Annotated in this window: 13 protein-coding genes and 8 pseudogenes; 15 read left to right on the plus strand and 6 right to left on the minus strand. The window is 46.5% G+C overall.

Annotated elements, in window-relative coordinates:
• Positions 1 to 97 precede the first annotated feature (97 nt).
• Positions 98 to 306, plus strand: a pseudogene (locus tag XZ46_RS36580) (hypothetical protein).
• Between the two features lie 1,435 nt (positions 307 to 1,741).
• Here the strand turns inward: XZ46_RS36580 and XZ46_RS11665 are convergent.
• Both XZ46_RS11665 and XZ46_RS11670 read right to left on the minus strand, forming a co-directional pair.
• Positions 1,742 to 2,524, minus strand: a complete 783-nt coding sequence (locus XZ46_RS11665; RefSeq protein WP_008052442.1) for a glycoside hydrolase family 24 protein — start codon at positions 2,522 to 2,524, stop codon at positions 1,742 to 1,744.
• A 9-nt stretch (positions 2,525 to 2,533) separates the two neighbouring features.
• Entirely contained in the window at positions 2,534 to 3,193 is a 660-nt protein-coding gene (locus XZ46_RS11670) for an NAD(P)H-binding protein (RefSeq protein WP_006625809.1), read from the minus strand.
• A 298-nt stretch (positions 3,194 to 3,491) separates the two neighbouring features.
• On the opposite strand from XZ46_RS11670, the pseudogene XZ46_RS29270 reads away from it, so the two are divergent.
• The 6 genes and pseudogenes from XZ46_RS29270 to XZ46_RS11695 form a co-directional block, all read left to right on the plus strand.
• Positions 3,492 to 3,884, plus strand: a pseudogene (locus tag XZ46_RS29270) (zinc ribbon domain-containing protein); the annotation flags it as partial.
• Positions 3,885 to 3,901: 17 nt separating this feature from the next.
• Positions 3,902 to 4,612 (plus strand): DUF1997 domain-containing protein, encoded by a 711-nt coding sequence (locus tag XZ46_RS11675; RefSeq protein WP_006625806.1) that lies wholly within the window; start codon positions 3,902 to 3,904, stop codon positions 4,610 to 4,612.
• A 793-nt stretch (positions 4,613 to 5,405) separates the two neighbouring features.
• Positions 5,406 to 6,723, plus strand: a pseudogene (ltrA, locus tag XZ46_RS11680) (group II intron reverse transcriptase/maturase); the annotation flags it as partial.
• A gap of 912 nt (positions 6,724 to 7,635) precedes the next feature.
• A pseudogene (locus XZ46_RS11685) lies at positions 7,636 to 8,133 on the plus strand (HNH endonuclease); the annotation flags it as partial.
• A gap of 810 nt (positions 8,134 to 8,943) precedes the next feature.
• Positions 8,944 to 10,747 (plus strand): annotated as a pseudogene (ltrA, locus tag XZ46_RS36585) (group II intron reverse transcriptase/maturase).
• A gap of 52 nt (positions 10,748 to 10,799) precedes the next feature.
• Positions 10,800 to 11,963 carry an RNA-guided endonuclease InsQ/TnpB family protein gene (locus XZ46_RS11695; RefSeq protein WP_048895411.1) on the plus strand — a complete coding sequence of 388 codons (1,164 nt, stop codon included), beginning with the start codon at positions 10,800 to 10,802 and terminating at the stop codon, positions 11,961 to 11,963.
• Between the two features lie 16 nt (positions 11,964 to 11,979).
• Here the strand turns inward: XZ46_RS11695 and XZ46_RS11700 are convergent, their stop codons facing one another.
• Positions 11,980 to 12,450 (minus strand): DUF4079 domain-containing protein, encoded by a 471-nt coding sequence (locus tag XZ46_RS11700; protein ID WP_006619778.1) that lies wholly within the window; start codon positions 12,448 to 12,450, stop codon positions 11,980 to 11,982.
• 232 nt (positions 12,451 to 12,682) lie between these two features.
• On the opposite strand from XZ46_RS11700, the gene XZ46_RS11705 reads away from it, so the two are divergent.
• Positions 12,683 to 14,083 (plus strand): ankyrin repeat domain-containing protein, encoded by a 1,401-nt coding sequence (locus XZ46_RS11705; RefSeq protein WP_048895062.1) that lies wholly within the window; start codon positions 12,683 to 12,685, stop codon positions 14,081 to 14,083.
• A gap of 289 nt (positions 14,084 to 14,372) precedes the next feature.
• Here the strand turns inward: XZ46_RS11705 and XZ46_RS29280 are convergent.
• Positions 14,373 to 14,766: pseudogene (locus XZ46_RS29280) on the minus strand (zinc ribbon domain-containing protein); the annotation flags it as partial.
• A gap of 385 nt (positions 14,767 to 15,151) precedes the next feature.
• Between XZ46_RS29280 and XZ46_RS38280 the strand changes: the two are divergent.
• A pseudogene (locus XZ46_RS38280) lies at positions 15,152 to 15,205 on the plus strand (hypothetical protein); the annotation flags it as partial.
• On the plus strand, positions 15,204 to 16,805 hold the full coding sequence (locus tag XZ46_RS11715; protein ID WP_438829474.1) for an RNA-guided endonuclease InsQ/TnpB family protein: 1,602 nt from the start codon (positions 15,204 to 15,206) through the stop codon (positions 16,803 to 16,805). The pseudogene XZ46_RS38280 and the gene XZ46_RS11715, both read left to right, overlap by 2 nt.
• A 35-nt stretch (positions 16,806 to 16,840) precedes the next feature.
• Here the strand turns inward: XZ46_RS11715 and msrP are convergent.
• Positions 16,841 to 17,817, minus strand: a pseudogene (gene msrP / locus XZ46_RS11720) (protein-methionine-sulfoxide reductase catalytic subunit MsrP).
• A 105-nt stretch (positions 17,818 to 17,922) separates the two neighbouring features.
• Between msrP and XZ46_RS37825 the strand changes: the two are divergent.
• From XZ46_RS37825 to XZ46_RS36600, 4 genes are all read left to right on the plus strand, one after another.
• Positions 17,923 to 18,189, plus strand: a complete 267-nt coding sequence (locus XZ46_RS37825) for a 4-Cys prefix domain-containing protein (RefSeq protein ID WP_322786895.1) — start codon at positions 17,923 to 17,925, stop codon at positions 18,187 to 18,189.
• Positions 18,190 to 18,197: 8 nt separating this feature from the next.
• On the plus strand, positions 18,198 to 18,569 hold the full coding sequence (locus tag XZ46_RS36590) for a protein kinase domain-containing protein (RefSeq protein ID WP_228116537.1): 372 nt from the start codon (positions 18,198 to 18,200) through the stop codon (positions 18,567 to 18,569).
• Positions 18,536 to 19,213: a hypothetical protein gene (locus XZ46_RS36595; protein WP_228116538.1), complete on the plus strand. Its 678-nt coding sequence runs from the start codon at positions 18,536 to 18,538 to the stop codon at positions 19,211 to 19,213. The genes XZ46_RS36590 and XZ46_RS36595 overlap by 34 nt, the downstream gene beginning before the upstream one ends.
• 65 nt (positions 19,214 to 19,278) lie before the next feature.
• On the plus strand, positions 19,279 to 20,001 hold the full coding sequence (locus XZ46_RS36600) for a WD40 repeat domain-containing protein (protein WP_230428082.1): 723 nt from the start codon (positions 19,279 to 19,281) through the stop codon (positions 19,999 to 20,001).
• 154 nt (positions 20,002 to 20,155) lie between these two features.
• Here XZ46_RS36600 and XZ46_RS11730 read toward each other — a convergent pair whose 3' ends face one another.
• Complete coding sequence (locus tag XZ46_RS11730; protein ID WP_048895064.1) at positions 20,156 to 21,112, minus strand: YheT family hydrolase; 957 nt, start codon at positions 21,110 to 21,112, stop codon at positions 20,156 to 20,158.
• A 323-nt stretch (positions 21,113 to 21,435) separates the two neighbouring features.
• Here XZ46_RS11730 and XZ46_RS36605 point away from each other — a divergent pair, with 323 nt between their 5' ends.
• Positions 21,436 to 21,639: a hypothetical protein gene (locus XZ46_RS36605; protein ID WP_228116539.1), complete on the plus strand. Its 204-nt coding sequence runs from the start codon at positions 21,436 to 21,438 to the stop codon at positions 21,637 to 21,639.
• The last annotated feature ends 374 nt before the right edge of the window (positions 21,640 to 22,013 follow it).

The raw sequence follows: 22,013 nt of genomic DNA on the forward strand, positions 1-22,013 counted from the left end.
GCCATAGCCGGAAGTTTATGAGTATGGCACAATCTGAAAAATCAGACGTGGAGGCATCTTTCGATCGCACCATAACAGGAAAGTATAAACAGCACAATTGACACCTACAAATCGCCTTGGGAAAACCAGGATATACAGGCGATTCACTTCACGTAAAACTCCTGGGAGGGTTGGAAGCTCCGTGATTTATCACGGAGAGGAAAACCGACTCAAGCGGCTTTAGCCGCCAGCACCCCCTTGCGGGGTGGAGGGGTATGGTTGCCCCTCCATGGAGCTATGGTTGGCTCCGACTCCCTTGTGGGGTAATGTTTGCGCTTGCGCTAACGCGCACGCTGCGCGAACGCCAATGTTCAGAGTCGGTACTATCCAAATCGCACGTCCTGAACCCCTTAGAGATGTTTAACGATTCGGTTCATGAGCCTGGAACTAGCACGCATTCCAGGGTAGGAACTTTAACTCTTGCTCTGAACGGAGCCAGTTAAGGCTTAAGCTGGTCAGCTACCTGAAAGGGGGGCACGAAGCCCCCGTGCTTCAGCCGGGGGTGCTGACGTCTACTAAAAAACAGCTATGCTTGCTCATAGTCCCACCATTTTGAGTTTATCAATAGTTGGGTATGATGTCAAGCATTTTGGTAAAAATTTCCCAATAATAAACTAGCAGCACTGGGTTGATCGTGGCGGATTGTCTACCCTCCCAGTCGCCACACTGTCGCTGGTAGGGGTCGAAAGGGAAGTCGCCTTCCCCAACTCCCATTCAAAACCGTGCTTGATACTTTCGCATCACACGGCTCCTGATGTGGATACCCTATTGTCAGTAGGAACAGGGTTACTACCCCCTGCTTTATAACTTCAACTTTGGGAGCTATATACACTACGTAGTCTTTAAACTCGCTCTGGTCATAAGCACTCCTACTTGTCGCAGTCTCTATATCCACACCGTGACTAGTGGGCATATCCCAACCATTACAGTTAGGCATTAGCTTTCAGTCACATCCCTTCCCCTTATGGGCATACGCTTACACTTTTTACTACTCTACGAGATGTACTCGTAGAGAGCCCAATAGGGGTTTAAACGTTCCGTATATATGGGCATTCCATCTTTAGATTTGTCCTATCCACCGGGGTATCTTTAAAGGTCTGTGTAGGTAGTAAATTGAGCCTCCTACTTTTCCCCTTGTCCTTTTGGACGCAGCGTGTCAACCTATTTCGCTGCTTCATAATTACGATGGTTCAAGCCAGACATTCGGTTTCCCTAATCATGGATGGTTGGCAGTGGTCGGATTTTGGGAATGGGTTTTCCTTCACGCCTTCCGTTCCCCGCTTAAATCCCAGATTTGTGATTTCTGAAACTTGGGGTGGCTATCGCCTTTACTCTTTCCCATAATCGCCCCAAGTGAGTTATAATACTCCTCCTAGGTAATACTTGGATGGTACATTGCGATTTCTTAAAATGAGATTGACCTTGAGTTCCCTGCCTTGCTTAGAGTCACGACTTCTAAGCGTTGGGACATATATACAGTTAAGGGGTAAACTGGTCGAGTTAGTTTATCTCCCTCTAGGAGGTTATTTCAGGCATTGCAGCCTTATTTCACTCCTAAACGTCTCGCACCAATACTTCTTATGATAATAACTCTGAGCGTGACTCGCAACCGCCTGGCTGTCATCCCGACACCCACCTAAAGGGAAGGGATGCGGGGATGAAAGCGAATGGATCTAACTCTGGGGATGAAATGGATGTGCTTTTACTCGGAGAGATAGAGTTCCTCTTGCAGGACTTGTTCATAAACCCTGGGGAGGGAACTGGTCATCATATTATCCTCAATCCCATATCCTAAACTGGTCCAAGTTCCTGAGAGCAACTTCAAAACTTCATTGAGTCGTCCCTCTTGTAACATTCGGGAAATATCGACACCCCAAAACTCCTGATCCAATAACCAACGATAAACCACTAGGTCTTGATATTCTGGCTCAAAACTATAGGGATGCCAATACCAAAATCTGGCAGGTTTGGGATGGTAGCGCTCGGCCATCTGTTCCCAGGTAGATGATAAAAACTGGTAACGTCCGGCCGCCGTGGTGCATTTACCTTGATTGGGTCCAGCAACAATGGTAACACAGCGATCGGGGTGGTGACTCAAATCTGAGACATACTTGCCACCGTAAATGACATGATAGGGTCGCGGATAATTAGACTCACTGGCTGAAATCGTCCGCATAAGAGATCTAATGTAAGGATCACCTCCGCGCATGACTAACGGTGGCCATTCATTACTAAGATGGTGGTCGATCGCCACCCGACCTTCACCAAATCGGGTAACAACCTGACCCCATAGCCAACCGACCCCCCAGAGTAGCAAAAAACTCAGTAAGAGAAGTTTGAATAACCCTCCTCTGCGCCGAGTCCGTCGATATGGCATCCCCGCCAATGGTGATGGCATCATTTCAGGAGTCAAATCGCCGCCTGCTATAGTTTTCGATCGCACCACACGGCGATCGCGTCTTCTAGGGGATCTTGATTGGTGCATAATCAACCATTAAGGCACACTAGCGAACAACTGAGAGAGGGAGTTTTGTGGTTCTCCCGGTTTACTGACAACTTCCACAATTTTATTACCAGCCTCTGGCACAAATAAAGCCTCTACAGACACTTGAGCCACCTGAGTCCGGGGAATACTGCCATCAAACAAAGTATCCGGGGCCCCCATAACAATGGGATAATCAGTCTCCTCATTTTTCAAACCCCCAGGCCTAACAATAGTATAAGTCAACCCGCTATTTTGTAGATACTCCTCAGCTTGTTTCTTCCACAGCAAAATCAACCAGAACAGATTGAGAGGGTGAAACAACTGTGACACACACAACGACGAGACCATTACAAAATGCTGAATTCCCTTATCCTTAGAAACATTGACCAAATTCTTAGTCCCCTCGTAATCCACCCGATAGGGACTCGTGAAGTCGAAACTGGGAGTCGCACCCGTTGCACACAAAACCACCGTACTATCACCGATACAATCTACCAAAGTTTTCGGGTCCAATACATCCCCGACTACAATCTCGACTTGCTCCGGAAACATACCCTTAGCCTTCTGCAAATCTCTAACCATAGCGCGGACAGGGATTTGCCGTTCACAAAGAGCCTGGACAATTCGGCGACCTGTTTGACCTGTCGCACCTGCTACAAATGCCTTCATCTGTTACACCTATGCTCAACCCAGTGAAATGCCAGCCATTTTTCCTAAAAAAATAATGGTAGATTTATTGTAGCGGTTTTACCGAGCTACAAGGCATTCTAGTAGATAGAAGCAAATGGCATATTCGAGGAGCATGATTTAATCTCAAATTAGGTTAACATTTTACGGCAATACGGTATAATACCAAGTATGGTGCGAGACCTTCGGGTATGAAATAGAGCTGAAATGGGCGAAATAACTACCCGGTGAGGACTTCAACCCCTTGGTTGATTGGGTCGCATCCCTGGCCATCCCATAACACAGCCTGATTTTTTTGCCCCCCTTCGAGACTTCCAATATGGTTGCCAAGGTGAAGCGTCTAATCAGGTCTAAGACTGCCCGCGCCATGCTGAAATGGGCGCATTATCGATTCAAACTAACCCTGAGACATAAGCGCGGAAATAACTGAACAGTTGTAGATGTGACCGAAGAATACACCAGCAAAACCTGTACTCACTGTGGTCATGTCCATTCCCAGCTAGGTGGCTCAAAAGTGTTCCGATGTCCGGAGTGCGGGTTCACTCTACCACGGGACTGGAACGGTGCTTTTGGAATCTTTCTAAAAGCTTCGCGGGATACCGCCTCTGTTACCTTAACGGGTAATAGTGCTATCGTCGCATTGTCCGGGAACAACCGGAAAAATGTCGCGTAAATGTATCAGAACCCATCATGCCACAAAATTTCGTTAGATCTCAGCCAGTAGCAGCATCTGAGCCAGACCTAAATAACCCCCGTGATATGCAGCCTTCCGACCCAGAACAACAAGACTCCACAGAACAACCAGAACAAATGTGGTTTCACACGGACTACGACGACTGTATGGAGATGTTTGCGGATTGGGAGACGGTAGCCGAATATCTGGGACATCACCAAGGTTGGTTTTGTCGATGCGCGCAACCGATGAAAACCGAACCCATTGGCGAAAACTCCTATTCCCTAATTATTGGACGTTTCGGGGCTTTTGGCTATCAAGTAGAAGCTAGAGTCGGCTTGGAATTAGTCCCCCCAGACGAAGCTGGAATCTATCGTATCCGCACGACACCAATTCCTGATTATGTTCCCCCTGGTTATGAGGTGGATTTTCAATCGACTATGAAACTGGTGCAACTGTCGGTTGAGGAGGTCTGTGAGAAATACCAAGTGGAACCGGAAAATTGTCCGGCGATCGTGACTGGGGCTAAATGGCATTTAGATCTGGCTGTGGGGGTGAAGTTCCCCAAGTTCATTTTGGATATGTCGCGGGCGCTAATTCAGAAAACCGGAGATAGCCTTCTCAAGAAGATAGTCAAACAGGTTTCTCGTCGCCTTAGTTACAAAACCCAACTAGACTTTCACACTACCCAAAACTTGCCCTTTCCCAAGAAACGTAAAAACCGCTAGTTATCTGTAGGGTGCGGTGGGGGGATAATTGCTGATGCCTTGGTAGCAACCCCCCACCGGTTATCGTAGCTGGGTCTAGGCTATAATAGATATGACGGTGCGAGACGTTTAGGAGTCAAATAAGGCTGCAATGCCTGAAATAACCTCCTAGTGGGACTTTCACCCCTTGGTGAAATATAAGGAACTCGTATCCTGACCATCCCATAACTGTTTATATATCCTACGTTTGGTATAAAAATATACAAACAAGGCAAGGAACTCAAGGTCAAAGACGCAAAGCTAGAAATCCTAATGATTCCTTAACAATTGCGTTGAGAGTAACGGCGATAGCCACCCCCAATTTTAGGATTCACAACCCTGGGATTAAAGCGGGGAACGGAAGGCGTGAGGGAAACCTATTCCCAATAATCCGACCACTGCCAACCATCCATGACTAAGGAAATCTGAATGCTCCGACTTGAACCATCGTAACTATTAAGCAGCGAAATAGGTTGACACGCTGCGTTCAAAAGAATAAGGGGAAAAGAAGAGGTTTCGACATACCATCTTCACAGACCTTTAAAAGTACCCCGGTGGATAGGACAAGTCTAAAGATGGAATGCCCATATAAACGGAACGTTATAACCCCTTTTAGGCTCTGATTATCTGGTCGAGATAGTTAGTAGTGATAAGTGTAAACGTAAGCCTATTAGGGGGTGAGATGTGACCAGAAGCCAACGCCCTATTGTAATGATAGGGATATGCAGACGGGTCACGGTTTGACTGTAAAGAATAGAGTCTAGTAGGAGTTACTATGACGAAAGCGAGTTTAAAGAAAGGGTTTGAGAAATCAAAGCTAATCAAGACGTGCGTTTGTATGGAAACAAATTCCCTGGGCGAAAGTTCAGAGAAAAGTTTTCAAGCTCCAAAAGAGGATATTTCAAGCAGCTAAATCGGGACAGGACGCAAAAGCGAGAAGGTTGCAACGTCTATTGTGCAAATCATATTATGCCCGTCTACTAGCAGTACGGCGAGTGACCCAAGATAATCAAGGCAAGAAAACGGCTGGAGTCGATGGAATGAGAGCAATCTCGCCAAGACAAAGGTTTAAACTTGTTGAGAATATTAAAGGAAATCTCAAAGTAAAACCACTGCGAAGGGTGTGGATTCCAAAACCTGGTAGGGATGAAAAACGCCCTCTAGGAATACCCACAATCCAAGATAGAGCAAGGCAAGCCTTGGTTAAGTCGGCTCTCGAACCTGAATGGGAATCGAGATTTGAAGACACAAGCTATGGATTCAGACCGGGAAGGTCTGCTCACGATGCAATATCCAGAATCTTTCAGAGTATCAACAAAGGAGGTTATTATGTTCTGGATGCAGATATAGCTAAATGTTTTGACCGAATAAACCATGATTACCTTCTGTCCAAAATTCATTGTCCAAGCAGTCTAAAAAGAGACCTGAAATCATGGCTCAAAGCAGGCGTGCTAGATAACGGTGTATTTAAGGATACAGAAGCAGGGACACCCCAAGGAGGGGTAATAAGTCCACTCCTAGCCAACATCGCACTGGATGGGATGGTTAGGCTCATAAAAACAATGTATCCTAAGAAGAAAAATGTGGTGCAAGCCACAATAATCAGATACGCTGATGATTTTGTAGTAATATCTCCATCACTAGAAATCATTGAACAGTGCAAAACTGCAATCTCCGAATGGTTAAAACCTGTAGGACTAGAAATTAAACCCGAAAAGACTCGAATTTGCCATACACTCAATCCCATTGAGTATAACGGCAAAACAGAAGAACCAGGATTTGATTTTCTAGGATTCAATATCAGGCAATATCCAGTAGGAAAATATAAATCTGGAAAAAGTAGGGGAAGAAGAAAAGGAGGCTTCCTATTTAACAAGACCCCACATAAAATGTTGGGTTTCAAAACCCACATCAAACCCAGCAACAAAGCAGTTAAAGCCCACACAGAAGTGATTAAAGGTGTAATCAAACAACATAAAACAGCACCTCAATCAGCCCTGATTAGAAAACTAAACCCAATCATAAGGGGATGGTCAAACTACTATTCAGGGGTTGTCTCATCAGAGACCTTCATTAAACTAGACCACATAGTGCGAAACGTTTAGGAGTCAAATAAGGCTGCAATGCCGAAATAACCTCCTAGAGGGCAATTAGACCTTTACACGGTTACTCAGTATCGGTCTAACCCCTCAACTGTATATATGTCCCGACGCTTAGGGAGTTGTGAATCTAAGCAAGGCAGGGAACTCAGGGTCAATCCCATTTAAGAAATCACAGAATACACTTTTATCTTCCAAGTATACTACAAGGAGGAGTATTTCAACCCACTTGGGGTGATTTGGGAAAGAGTAAAGGCGGTAGCCACCCCCAGTTTCAGAAATCACAAATCTGGGATTGAAGCGGGGAACGGAAGGCGTGAAGTAGAACCTACTACCAGAGGCGACCACTGCCAACCATCCATGATTAGGGAAACCGAATGTCTGGCTTGAACCACCGTAACTAGTTAGCGGCGAAATAGGCTGATACGCTGCGTCCAAAAGGACAAGGGGAAAAGTAGGGTAATTATGTCATCACCTACACAGACCTTTAAAATGTACCCCGGTGGATAGGACAAATCTAAAGATGGAATGCCCATATATACGGAACGTTGAAACCCCTGTTGGGCTCTCTGCGAGTACATCTCGTAGAGTAGTGAAAAGTGTAAGCGCAAGCCCATAAGGGGAAGGGATGTGACTGAAAGCCAATGCCTAACTGTAATGGTTGGGATATGCCCACTAGTCACGATATGGATATAGAGACTGCGATAAGTAAGAGTTTAATGGCGAAAGCGAGTTTAAAGACTAACGCAAGCATATAGCTCCCAAAGTTGAAGTCATAAAGCAGGGGGTAGTAACCTTGTTCCTTTGACAAAGAGGGTATCCACATCAGGAGCCGTGTGAAGGGAAACTTTCAAGCACGGTTTTGAATGGGAGTTGGGAAAGGTGACTTTCCTTTCGACCCCTACCATCTGGTTAATGTTACGGGCATGGACAGCATCAAGATGCGGAAAGGCAAGTTACGAAAAGCTAGGAAACTACTTCCACAAAGGAACGGTTAAACTTAGCAATGGGAAAGAGAGACATGAATCCTGGTTATTCAAGACCAAGGATGGATTCACATTATGGCAACATAGTTGGACTCCAAATGTTAGACACACCCCAATACGCCCTGACGCAACACCATACGACGGAAATTGGACTTACTGGGCAACCAGGAAAGGACAAGCAATTGAAACGCCAAATAGGGTAGCAAAACTACTCAAAAAGCAAAAAGGTAGGTGTACCTGGTGCGGACAATATTTCGTACCACCGGATTTAGTTGAAGTAGACCACATTATACCTCGAAACCAAGGTGGAAAGGATGAATATAAGAATCTCCAACTACTACACCGCCACTGTCACGATGATAAAACGGCGTTAGACAACGCCAAAGCTGTATCCTTAACAACGGAGCAGTCAGATTAGGAGCCGTGTGATGGGAAACTGTCACGCACGGTTTTGTATGGGAGGGGGTAGAGGCGACTCTACTCTCGACCCCTACTACTACTTACTTACGACAATAGTGCGGGAGTCTGAAAGCCCCGTCGCTTTAGCGCGGGGATGAAAGACGACACGGCGACTTGAGTCGCCGTCCTGCCAAGACGGCTTATATTGTGTGCATGGATATAGCCATGATGTGCGATTCGTTCCCGCCAAAAGTAGAAGGAAAATTCCTGAAACGTAGGCGGGGCAAGGAACACAGCCCCCAAAGGGCATTGAACCTTGACAACTAGATATCGATGGTGGTGAAAGTCCATCCCGCGAGGTGTATCGCGTGAAAGCACGTCCCCCACAGTAGCGACTGGTCATCAACCTGTGAAGCGGGGATGAAAGGGAGTAAGCCTGGGTCTAAACGGGCGCCCTCTTGAGCAAGTGTCCATGGATAGAAAACGAAGTCACGTCCGAAAGCGTCGTTACTATAAACCTGCGAAAATTAGACTGACACGCAGGAGCCAAAATGGCTAAAGGATAAAGGGGAGGCTGATATCATACAGACCTCTCATACACCCAAATAAACCCGGCGTAAAGTGGCATCCTAAAGGCACAATCAATCGATATCTGGAACGAAGTAACCTCCGTTGTTGCTCTCAGGAATAAGGTCGAAATCCTGAGTAGGAAACCATCCGCAAGCCAACGTGAGGAAGGATTGAGTCAGAAGCGAATGTCTGGGGTAATGCCCAGGATATGCTGACGGACTCACGATAACTTGGAAGATGGAGCCTTAGTAGCATGGAAATGCCCAAAACGATTGGAAACAATACGGTGGTGCTGGAATGGCAAGATGTTGATTGGAAATCAATCGAACGTCGAGTCTTCCGCCTGCAAAAACGGATTCATCAAGCCGAACGTCGTGGTGACATCAAAACAGTTCGCGGACTCCAAAAGTTACTGCTGAAGAGCTGGTCAGCCAGAATGTTAGCGGCTCGTCGGGTTACACAAGATAATCAAGGCAAAAAGACGGCAGGAGTGGATGGGGTTAAATCCCTATCCCCAAAAGCACGTATGCGCCTTGTAGGTCAATTGAAGCTCAACTCAAAAGCCAAACCCGCACGTCGGGTATGGATTCCCAAACCGGGAAGAGACGAAAAGAGACCATTAGGAATACCCACAATATACGACCGCGCATTACAAGCCTTAGTCAAAATGGCACTCGAACCCCAATGGGAAGCCAAATTTGAACCTAACTCATACGGGTTCAGACCAGGTAGGTCTTGTCAGGACGCAATCGGGGCAATATTCAATGCCATTAGGTGCAAACCTAAATGGGTATTAGACGCCGACATTGCTAAATGCTTTGACAGGATTGACCATGGCAAACTATTGGACAAGCTCGAAACGATACCCGCCATCAGACGACAAATCCGGGCATGGTTAAAAGCTGGGGTAATAGATTCTGGACAGCTATTCCCGACCGATGAGGGGACACCACAGGGAGGCGTAATAAGTCCCCTACTGGCAAATATTGCCCTCCACGGCATGGAAGAGAGCATCAAGGAATTAGTGGAACAACTACCTGGAAAAGGTAGTCGTACCAATCGAAGACGAGCAGTATCCTTAATCAGATACGCAGATGACTTCGTTATCATTCACGAAAACCTTGGGGTAATCGAGAAATGTCGTGACCACATCCAGGAATGGTTGAAAGGGATGGGATTAGAACTCAAAGAGGAAAAAAACTCATATCACTCACACTCAAGAGTGTGATAACCCGGGATTCGATTTTCTCGGTTTTAACATCCGACAACATAAAGTTGGCAAATACAAAACCGGGAAGAATACCCATAATGAGCCTCTAGGATTCAAAACCATCATCAAACCCAGCAAGAAGGCTGTCAAGTCCCATTACCAGAAATTGAAACAGATAGTAGATTCTCACATCGTCGCACCACAAGAGGGGCTAATTAGGCACCTTAATCCGGTCATCAGGGGATGGAGTAACTACTACTCAACTGCGGTGTCAAAACAAATATTCTCCCAATTGGACGAACTCCTCTATTGGAAATTAGCCAGATGGGGAAAAAGAAGACACTCAAATAAGACTGGGAAATGGGTAGCTCGGAAATATTGGCGGAAGATTGGAAGTAGAAATTGGGCTTTCGCGACTCGCACGGAGTCAAACCCGATGCAGTTACGAAGCCATGCAGAAACACCAATTATCCACCACACCAAGGTCAAAGGCGAAGCCAGTCCATACGACGGTAATCTTAAATACTGGAGTACAAGAATGGGCAAACAACCAGGAATTCCTACAAGGGTGTCAAAGCTCTTGAAGAAACAAAAAGGGAAGTGCGCCCACTGCGGACTAACATTCCGGGAAGAAGACGTGATGGAAATCGACCACATCATCCCTAAGTCGAAAGGCGGAAAGGATACATACAAGAACCTCCAACTTCTTCACCGTCACTGTCACGACGTTAAGACGGCCTTAGATGGTAGTCACGGTTCTCATGACAAGAGCCAAGTTATCGAGGAGCCGGATGAGGTTAAAGTCTCAAGTCCGGTTTTGGAGACGAGTCGGGTGGGCGACTACCCGGCTTAGTTTAACTGTACTAGAGTTCAAAGCCTACGGAAAACCCCAGCAATTCAGCGCCATAGACGAGGCGGTGAGAACAGTTCAGTTCATCCGAAACAAAGCCATCCGTTATTGGATGGACAACCAGGGAACTGGACAGAACGACCTGCAAAAGCTATGTGCTCAACTTGCTAAGGAATTCCCTTTTGCTGCTGAACTCAACAGCATGGCTCGGCAAGCATCCGCAGAAAGAGCCTGGAGTGCAATCTCTCGATTCTACGAAAACTGCAAGAAGGGTATCCCCGGAAAGAAAGGGTTTCCCTCTTTTAAGAAAAATAACCGCTCGGTAGAGTACAAAACCTCTGGGTGGAAGTTAGACTCGAATCGCAAGGCAATCACCTTCACCGACAAGAAGGGCATTGGTAGACTAAAGCTCAAAGGCACTCGTGATCTGCATTTCTATCCAATAGAGCAGATTAAGCGAGTTCGCCTCGTCAAAAGAGCCGATGGCTACTATGTTCAGTTCTGTATTCGTGTAGAACGGACTGAATTTGTTGAACCCTCTGGTCGAGCCATCGGCTTGGATGTTGGACTCAAAGAGTTCTACACCGATAGCAACGGTGAAACAGTTGGAAACCCCCGGCATCTCAGGAAAAGTGAATCACGACTAAAGCAGTCGCAGCGCACTGTTTCCAGAAGGAAGAAAGGGGGTCAGAATCGAGCCAAGGCCAAGGTGGTTCTAGGCAAGCGCCATCTCAAGATAAGTAGGCAGCGTAAAGATTTGGCTGTGAAGTTGGCAAGATGCGTAATCCAGTCTAACGACTTGGTAGCCTATGAAGATTTGAGAATCAGGAATATGGTGCGAAATCACAGCCTTGCTAAATCGATTAGCGACGCTTCCTGGTATCAGTTTCGGGTGTGGTTGGAATATTTGGGCAAGGTGTTCGGCAAGAGCACTATTGCTGTTCCACCCCACAGGACAAGCCAGGAATGCTCTCGCTGCGGTGTCATTGTGCAGAAGACTTTATCCACTCGAACTCATGTTTGTCGATGTGGATGTGTGATGGACAGGGACTATAATGCAGCGAGAAACATCCTTAGTCGGGGATTGAGTACGGTAGGGCATACCGGAACTTTGGCGCTAGACGCAAGCAACGCTTCAGGAGAATCGACCTCTACTTTGGCTGGAGCAATCCTGTCTGAGCAAGTTGGCTCGTTGAGTGAAGAATCCCCGTCGCTTTAGCGCGGGGAGTGTCAAACTACATATTGCTGATAATCCGTTGCAGGATTTCTACCCCTGTTAGGGCTTGCCACAAAAACAGTCCTAACAATACTGTGTTCAAGCCGATATGAGTATATCGCGCCCAATTAACCCCCTTTTGCATCAGGGGACTCAGAGAAGCTGAAACCGCCACCATTCCAGTCATCCCTAATCCTACTAGGAGATGAGGACCCACAAATAATTTATGGTTGTTGATATAGGTGACACTCATTCCACCAATAGAGCCTAGCACCATCAAAGCCAGGATCAGCGACCCGACTTGATAGTGTTTGCTATTGAATTTTCCCTTGATCAGTTCTTTTTTCTGTTCCCCCTCGGATGACCTGGTGCGCCGAATTTGCACCCCTAGGTACATTGCGTAAATTGTTAGGGCTAACAACACCCACATAATCGCTGGGTGAATAAAATTCAGGTAGGGTTTGATAGTATCTGGAATTGGCAGATCCATAGTGTTCTCCGAATCGGTAAAATGATGAAATCTTCATAAAACTTAGCATATTACTGATCAGTTGTGTTTGTGATATCTTCCGGCTGTGGGAATTTGCTTATGTTATGGGCTAAAAAGATTGACTGTTTTTGATAGATCCTGCGAAGATGCAATTGGCAACTGCGGGGTTCTCTATTATGGAGTCATCGTAGTTCTGTCCTCCAACCAACGAGTGGGATGAGAAAAACATTTCATGGGTTCAACAACACAGCGGGACAGTACCTTAGTTAGAGCGGTTAAGACGGGTAATTTAATTAACACCCGCGCTATCCTGGCTAAGGGGGGAAATGCTAACGCTAAAGATCGCGATGGTGTTACGGTGTTAATGTTGGCAGCACAGGCAGGATACTTGGAGATTTTGCGGGTGTTGGTGCAACGGGGAGCTGATGTTAATTATGCTAGTCGCCGCTATGGTATCACGGCCCTTATGGTGGCGGCGGCTCATGCTCAACTTGATTGCGCTCGTTTTCTACTACAAAGCGGCGCTAATGTCAATGCTCAAAATGAGGACGGTAGCACGGCTCTCATGGCTGCTACCCAGATGGGCGATCGCTCTATGGTAAAATTGCTATGCCACCATGGGGCTGATGTTAATGTCATCGATCGCTCCGGCGATACAGCCTGGAAATTAGCCCTATCACAAAACCATCTCGAAATTGCTGAAGACCTCCGGGAAGCTGGGGCTACCTTAGAGCCATTACCTGATTCGAGCATATTATTTCCGGTGGTTGCCTCTGGTCGCCCTGAAGGTCTCCCCACCTGGCTGGACATGGGTTTAAATGTCAATGTCTGTAATGAGTCTGGGGAAACTCCCCTTATGGTGGCTACTGATAGGGGAGATTGGCAAATGGTAGAATTATTGATCCGAGCTGGGGCTAATGTTAATGCCCGCAATAGCGATGGTAGCACCGCTCTCATGGCGGCGGCGGCTCAGGGTCAATTATCTATCGCTAGTGCCTTGCTTAAAGCTGGGGCTGATATTTATACTGGCGATCGCGATGGTGAAACTGCTCTACATTTGGCTGTCCTAGAAGGACACCAGGATATGGTGAAACTCCTATTGGGTTGGGGTGCTGATGTTCACGCGGTTAATCGCTTCGGCGATGTCCCCCTGATGTTGGCAGCTATCCAGGGACATAGTGAAATTATGACTCTGTTAGTTCCTCGTATTTCTCGCGATCGCCGTGATGCTCTTCTTAATGCTAAAATTAGTGGCGAAACTCCTCTTTCTTTGGCTATCCGACAGGGAGATTTAAACGCTGTACAAATCCTGCTTAATAGTGGTGCCGATATTCATCTGACTACAGAAGGCGGTAAAACTCCCTTGATGACCGCCGCTGAAGTGGGAAATGTGGCGATTATTGAACGGCTACTTCTTACCCCAATTGACCTGAATCTTCAGGACGAAAAGGGAGCTACAGCTTTGATGTGGGCGGCTCATCGTGGTCATCAGTTCGCAGTTCAATTGCTCATTGAACGCGGTGCAAATATTAATCTTAAACATCGTGGGGGTTGTACAGCTTTAATGTTAGCCGAATTTAACCGACATCACGAAATTGTTAAGCTGTTGAGAGCCGCTGGCGCTCAAGAATAACTTGATTTTTTATTCAATTAACCAACCCTCGCGCGGAAAGAATAGAGGTTGACAGGGACGGCGAGGAATGCTATGATAGATGTATAGTTAGATAATGGTAATATGTCTATCCCAGAACAAAAAGCATATATCTCAATTATCTAAAATATACCATGAAGCCCAGGCAAAAGTCAAGTCCCCTGCCTCGAATCGGGCGAATTTTTAACATTAATTAAAATTTGTTACAAAACTTAACATAAATGGGAAGATCATGATTTCCCAGGAGGTTGAGCAATTGACGCTGATACATTTACGCGACATTTATCCGGCTATTGCCTGACAATGCGACGATAGCACTATTACCCGTTAAGGCAACAGAGGCGGTATCCCGCAAAGCTTTTAGAAAGATTCCAAAAGCACCGTTCAAGTCCCGTGGTAGAGTGAACCCGCACTCAGGACATCGGAACACTTTTGAGCCACCTAGCTGGGAATGAACATGACCACAGTGAGTACAGGTTTTGCTGGTGTATTCTTCGGTCACATCTACAACTGTTCAGTTATTTCCGCGCTTGATGTCTCAGGGTTAGTTTGAATCGATAATGCGCCCATGTCAGCATGGCGCGGGCAGTCTTAGACCTGATTAGACGCTTCACCTTGGCAACCATATTGGAAGTCTCGAAGGGGGGCCCAAAAATCAGGCTGTGTTATGGGATGGTCAGGGATGCGACCCAATCAACCAAGGGGTTGAAGTCCTCACCGGGTAGTTATTTCGCCCATTTCAGCTCTATTTCATACCCGAAGGTCTCGCACCCATACTTGGTATTGTAGCGCATCGCCCTAATTGGTTCAACTAATCTGCGATTAAATTAAGCTCCTTGATTTTTATGATTTTCGCCAAGCGTGAACTAGAGATCGAGATGGGTCTGACGACTGGCTCGGACTATTGAGAACCGTTACCTGCTATCCTTAGCATGGCAGAATGGGAGCATGATTTAATCTCAAATTAGGTTAATATTTTAGGGCAATATGGTATAAGAAGCGAGAAGAGTTGAGGATAAACCTATTGCCAGATATGTCAAACCCAAGGAAGTGGCTCAAATCCTTGGAGTCCATGAAAGAACACTCCGCAGATGGGACGAAAATGGCTCAATCGAGACCATCAGAACCCCCGCTGGGCAACGACGGTACAACGTTGAGTCATATACTGCTGCCAAATCAGGCAGTGACAAACGCAAAGTCGTTATCTATGCCAGAGTTAGTAGCCGCGCCCAGCAGTCCGACCTCAACCGACAGGTGGCCGCACTGTCCAACCTCTACCCCGAAGCAGAAGTCGTCTCAGAAATCGGAGGCGGGCTCAACTTCAAGGGAAAGAAAATGCTGGCCTGACTGGGACATCATTTGTCAGGAGATGTCGGCATGGTTGTCGTTGCCCACAAAGACTGATTGGCAATATGGGGATTTGACTTGTTTCGATGGCTCTGTGAGCAAAACAGTTGCTCACTCATGGTTCTCAACGAGACAAGTCTCAGTCCAGAACCAGAAATGGTTGAGGACATCCTCGCCCTCCTCCACTGCTTTAGCTCCAGATTATACGGACGGAGTAAATACAAAACTCAGGTCAAAGAAGATCCGGATTTACCCCAGCCCCGAGCTAAATCAAGTCTGGCGTAAATGGCTGGCTGCTTGTAGGTATTGCTACAACCAAGCAATTGCATTATCTAGGAGTGGTAAACGACTAAGCAAGTTAAAGTTACGCAATAAAGTGATGCAGAGTGACTTACCCGAATGGGTCAAAGAAACACCCTGCCACATTCGGCAAAATGCCATCTTTGATGCCTATCAGGCTTTGAGCGCCAGTCCTGATGCCAGGTTTAGAAGTTGTCGTGACAGCTCTCAAGGGATTAAGTTCAATAATACTAATTTCTCTTCAGGGAGTTGGTATCCAAGACTAACGAAAGGATTAACTTTCATGGTTTCCGAACCCATCCCTAAAACTTGCGGGCAAGGGACTCAATTAGTCTTTGCCAAGGGGCGGTGGTTTGCGGTGTTTCCTGAACCAGTTGCCGTTACCCCAACTGACGCTACTGGCGTGATTGCATTAGACCCGGGCGTCCGAACTTTTATGACCGGGTTTGATGGTTCACGATTTCTGGAATTGGGCTCCGGGGATATTGGAGGCATTACTAGGCTATGTCAACATTTGGATGATTTGATGAGCCGAATCGCCAAGGAACCCTGTCGTTCAAGAAGGCGACGGATGAGGCAAGCGGCTCAACGAATGAGAACTAAAATCCGGAATTTAGTGGATGAAGCCCACAAACAAATTGCTCACTACTTGACTCACAACTACAGCCTAATTTTTTTGCCCACCTTCGAGACTTCCGATATGGTTGCCAAGGTGAAGCGTCTAATCAGGTCTAAGACTGCCCGCGCCATGCTGACATGGGCGCATTATCGATTCAAACTAACCCTGAGACATCAAGCCGAGATAACTGGAACCACAGTTGTAGATGTGACGGAAGAATACACCAGCAAAACCTGTACTCACTGTGGTCATGTGCATTCCCAGATAGGTGGCTCAAAAGTGTTCCGATGTCCGGAGTGTGGGTTCACTCTACCACGGGACTGGAACGGTGCTTTTGGAATCTTTCTAAAAGCTTTGCGGGATACCGCCTCTGTTACCTTAACGGGTAATAGTGCTATCGTCGCATTGTCAGGCAATAGCCGGATAAATGTCGCGTAAATGTATCAGTGTGGGTTAGCTGGCTGGTGAACTTTTCAGGTGTACAAATGGGCTACATATTCTCCATAGCCGTTATAAATTAATGTGGGTTGAGTGTCCCAGGAGAAACTCGGACCATTACCAACAATGCGTTCGGTAGCTTGAGACCAACGGGGATGAGGTTTGTTAGGGTTAACATTAGCCACAAAGCCATATTCGTTAGGGACTAAGGTATTCCAAAATGTGGGAGGTTGGTGGTCTAAAAATTCGATTTTGACAATAGATTTAGCGCCTTTAAAGCCGTATTTCCAAGGTAGAACCATGCGTAGCGTAAAGGTGCGCCATTTTGTTTGGGGAGAGTTTTACCATAAATTCCGGTGGCAAAAAATGCCAATTCATTAGCCATTTCCTGAATGGTTAATCCCTCGGTATATGGCCAGGGATAATTAGTAGCCCAGAAACCAGGACCTTTGGTGATTTTGGGGTCATAAAAGGAAGTGAAGCGGACAAATTTGGCGGCGCTGGTGGGTTCAACGTCGGCCATGAGTAGACGCATGGGAAAACCGACCCAGGGAACTACCATCGCCCAGGCTTCGACACAGCGAAATCGATAGATTCTTTCTTGGAGGGGGAATTTTTGGTGTAAATCATCGATATCGTAGGTGCGGGGATTTTTGACGAGTCCTGAGACTTCTACTCGCCAGTTATCGGTAGGGAGGTTTTGGGCGGCTTCCCAAATAGATTTAGACCCGCCAAATTCGTAGTAGTTGTTATAACGGGTAGCAAGGTCTTCGGGGGTAGTTGCTGATGAGAGATTGAGAAAGTTAGGATTTGGGGCTAGGTTGGGATAGGGGGTTTGGGTAGTCTGGAAGGTGGCAGAAGTGCGATCGCATCCCTGTAGGGGTAAAATAGAGGCGGCCAGTCCGGCTCCGACTACTTGTTTGATAAATTTACGGCGGTTGACAAAGGCTGATTCTGAGGTAATCAGTTTTTCGGGTAGTTGCCAGTCGGGAGATATGCGAATTAGCGACATATATATAGAGTGTTGCGTTTTATTACATGGTTTTTCTGCTAGTGTGGCTACCCAGGTGTGAAAAGCATATCATATAATTGGAATACACCGAAACAATGCCTGGTTATGAGTTACTGCATAAATCCCCAGTGTCAGCACCCGCAGAATTCTCCTGGTCAAAAGACTTGTAAGAGTTGTGGAGCTAGTTTGCGCCTGAAAGACCGCTACCGGATCGTGAGGATTTTAGGAGAAAGTGCTAACAGTCGGACTTTTTTGGCTGTCGATGAGGATAAGCCGTCTAAGCCTCAGTGTACGATTAAGCAATTTATGGGTTCGCCAGAAAATGTTGATTCTGGAACTGGTGAAATCGATTGCTATAAGCATATAATATAGAAGTGGATTTGAGGTTGCGTGCGCGGGAGTTGGAGAGAATTGGTCAGAATACTTTGATTCCAGAACTTTGGGCGAGTTTTGAAGAGGATGGATCTAAGTATTTTGTTCATGAGTATATTCGCGGACGCAATTTGGCTGATGAGTTGGCTAGTGATGGGGTATTTGGAGAAATCCAGATTTGGGATCTACTTACGTCTGTACTTCCGGTGCTAGAGGTTGTCCATGAAAATGGTATTGTTCATGGGGATATTAAGCCGGAGAATATTGTCCGTTCCCCTCAATATAATGGTTATGGGGGTAATCGAATCGTTTGTCTCTGGTGGATTTTGGGTCGGCTATTCCTCTGGTGGAAGTTGAACAATACCCTGGTGAACGGATGATGGGAGCGGCGGAATATGTGGCCCCAGAACAAACTCAAGGACATTTTGATGGGAGAAATGATCTGTACAGTTTGGGGGTGACTTGTCTGCACTTAATGACAGATGTTTCGCCTTTTGAGTTGTTTGATGTCAAATCAAATACTTGGGTGTGGCGAGACTACCTTAAACGCCCTGTTAGCCGTCGATTAGGCAGGATTTTAGATAGGTTGGTAGAGCGAAATCCGGCCCGTCGTTATCAGTCAGCATCGGAGGCGATCGCTTCTTTGAAAGGAGGACCGACGGCTGGGGCGTTGGCGGAAAGTTCTGACCAGCAGTGGATTATGACGGCTTGGGGTGGAATTGCGCTCACAATACTGTCTCTAATTTTGGCTTCGCGATTGCCGACTCCGGTTCCCGAAACCCCCAGAAGCCCAGAAATTCCGGTGAGAAGAATGCCGGAGGTTCGCCCTAACTATAACAGAAACAGACCTGATAATTATCGCCGCCGTTATCAGAACAGACAATCTTCTGGGGTGCGGACCTTGCGATCGGGTGATGGGCCGATTTGGTCGATCGCTATTACTCCCGATGGTCAATTGGTAGCTAGTGGTCAGACTGATGGCTCGATTAACTTGGTGGATATTGATACGGGGACTGTAGTGTAGTTAATACTTTATCTGGTCATAACCAACCGGTTGGTACAATAGCGATCGCTCCTGAAGGTCGATTTTTGGCTAGTGCTGGGGGTGATGGCACTATTCGGATTTGGGACTTGTGGAATAGTCGTCTGGTGCGGGTGTTACCTGGTCATCGGGGTTGGGTTCATGCTTTGGCTTTTAGTCCTGATGGTGCTAGTTTGGCTAGTGCGGGAGGTGATGGGTCGATTCGCTTGTGGAATGTTGACACCGGCTTTGAGGAAAGAACTTTACGGGGTTACGAGGAACAGATACAGGCGATCGCTTTTAGTGCTAATGGTCAAATGTTAATCAGTGGTAGCAGTAATGGTTTGCTGGAATTATGGGATCGGGAAACTGGTGAATTGCGGCGGAGTTTAGCGGCTCATCCTCAAGCTATCTGGTCTTTGGCTGTTAGTCCTGATGGTCAAACTCTGGCTACGGGAAGTTGGGATCGGACTGTCCGCCTCTGGGACTTAAATCGCCTGGAGTTGGAATATTTTACCAGTCTCCCCCTGCAAACTTTGACCGGTCATGATGAGAAAATTCAATCTCTGTCTTTTAGTCCTGATGGTCAAACTCTGGCTAGTGGGGATTTTGACGGTACTGTTAAGTTATGGCAAATCAGGCCAGGGGGCTTAACGGGGACGATTAAAGGTCATCAACACTGGGTGAATGTGGTTTTTAACCCGGTTCAGCCAACTTTAGTTAGTGGCAGTTTTGATAATAGTATTAAGGTGTGGCCAATGGGTTGGTCTCGCGTGGGTCGCCATCCCTAGGGGCTAGTTCTCCAGTCCATCCTCTATTCTACCAGAGTCTTGATAACCCCTCGCCAAGTCTGGTTTGACTGGCGGCGGCGAGAAGGCGACGCACCCTAAGATGATTGTGATTTGACGGTTACAATAATCACGCCGCCTGGCTATGGGTGCATAATCATCGCCGGCTTCCAAACCAGTTTAAAATGCGATTCCATGCCCACCAAGGGTCACGATCGCCCCATTGTTTTTGACAGGATTTACTGCTAATATGGCAGACGTGCCCTCCTGATGGGGTTAGCCATAGGTCAATGGCTTTATTCTGTCTCGCTAACGCTTTTAAATCGGGGATAATACTGGGGTCGAATAGAGGGTCATCTTCGGCATATAAAATTAGGGTGGGTTTGTATAATTGCGGTAAAATCTGCAAGCCACTGGTGGCGGTAAAATAGTCTTCTACTGTGGCAAATCCTAGTTTTTCAATTACTAATTCGTGGTCAAAACTACGAATTGAATTGACTCTGGCGATCGCTTCTGGATTGAAGATATTGGGGTGGTTTGGATTTAGTTGATGGGCGAGTATTTGCAGTTGGCGGGTAATGGCTTTTTCTAAATACTTCCCGACCGGATGATTTTCTAAATAGGCTAGGGATCTATTGGAGTCTAAACTAGGGCAAACTACAGCCGCACCAGCTATGTCTAAATTGCTGGAACTTTGGGCGGCTTTTAACCCCCACAAGGCTAATTGTCCCCCCAAGGAAAAACCTAATAAACTTATGGGGGCTGGACAGCCTAGGGCGAGTGACTGGTTAGCAATTTCTACAAAGTCTTGTCCTTCATATAAGCCGTCAGATTGCAGTGTGGGGGAGAGTTTACCCGTTTGACCGTGGGCGCGCCAGTCGAATAATACTACCGCATAACCATGGGCAAAGGCTTTGCGACCTAGTATTTTTAAAAACCACTGATTTTCTAAGTCTCCTACAATGCCATAAGTGCCAATTATTGTGCCTTGGGGGTTGGGGGGAATTGCATAAATACCAAAGATGGGGACACCCCCCGCCCCGGTGAATATTTTTTGTTGATAGGGGGGGGCGGGTTCGTGGGTGTGATTTTGCCAGGTTTTGCTAATTTGCATTGCAGGGCTGTATAAAGGGTCATTATTAACCCGTTTTTAAGGAAAAATGGGGGGCGATAACTGGGAGATGACGACATGATTTGATGGGATGATGATTCTTTATGGTAGGGCTTTTTGATGGATAATTAATTCTACTAAATTATCGATTAGGCGATCGGCTGTCATGGGTAGGGAATCTTGGCTTGGCAAAATCTCTTGGACTGGACTACCATATAATGAATCAGGGAGCCTACGAAGATTCGGGCTGTGGCTTCCGGGTCGGTAATAGTCAATTCTTGACAGGTTTTTAAATACTCTTTCAGGGTTTCTATGGCGGGCTTGACTTGACTAGGGTTGTTAAAAATACTTGGGCTAGGTCTGGGCGTTTTCCTGACTCGGAGACTATTAACCGGAGCAAGCTAAGATATTCGCGATCGCTTATATTTTCCATTAGTATTCCCTTGGCTAAGTCTCGTAAGACTAACTCTGGTTTCCCTGATAGGGGAGGCGACCTCTCGGAGTTTTTCCGGGGCTATCCTTTTGACTAGGGCGGTAAACAACCCATCTTTGTCGGAAAAATGACTATATATAGGGTTGGTTTGGACACCCCGGCTGCTTGGGCGACTCTATCCATCTGATATATGGGCTTATACCTTGATAGAATCTGCCTTTTAAATCATATATCGGAGTAGAGTAGGTGCGATCGCATAGTTATTAACTTCTCCCTAGCTAATTAAAAGGAGTTAATCATAGCGGATTTTAGCGAGTTATATTGGCAGTTTAGTTAGGGAAAGATGCCAATCTATAGGGTAATTATAGGCAGTTTTTTAGATAACAATTAACCACATATTATGGCTAGTAAAACTTATCCCAAATCGGTGATACTGGGGTAAATGGAGTTATGGGTTATACATGATAACTG

Source organism: Limnospira indica PCC 8005 (genome assembly GCF_000973065.1).
GTDB classification, from domain to species: domain Bacteria; phylum Cyanobacteriota; class Cyanobacteriia; order Cyanobacteriales; family Microcoleaceae; genus Limnospira; species Limnospira fusiformis.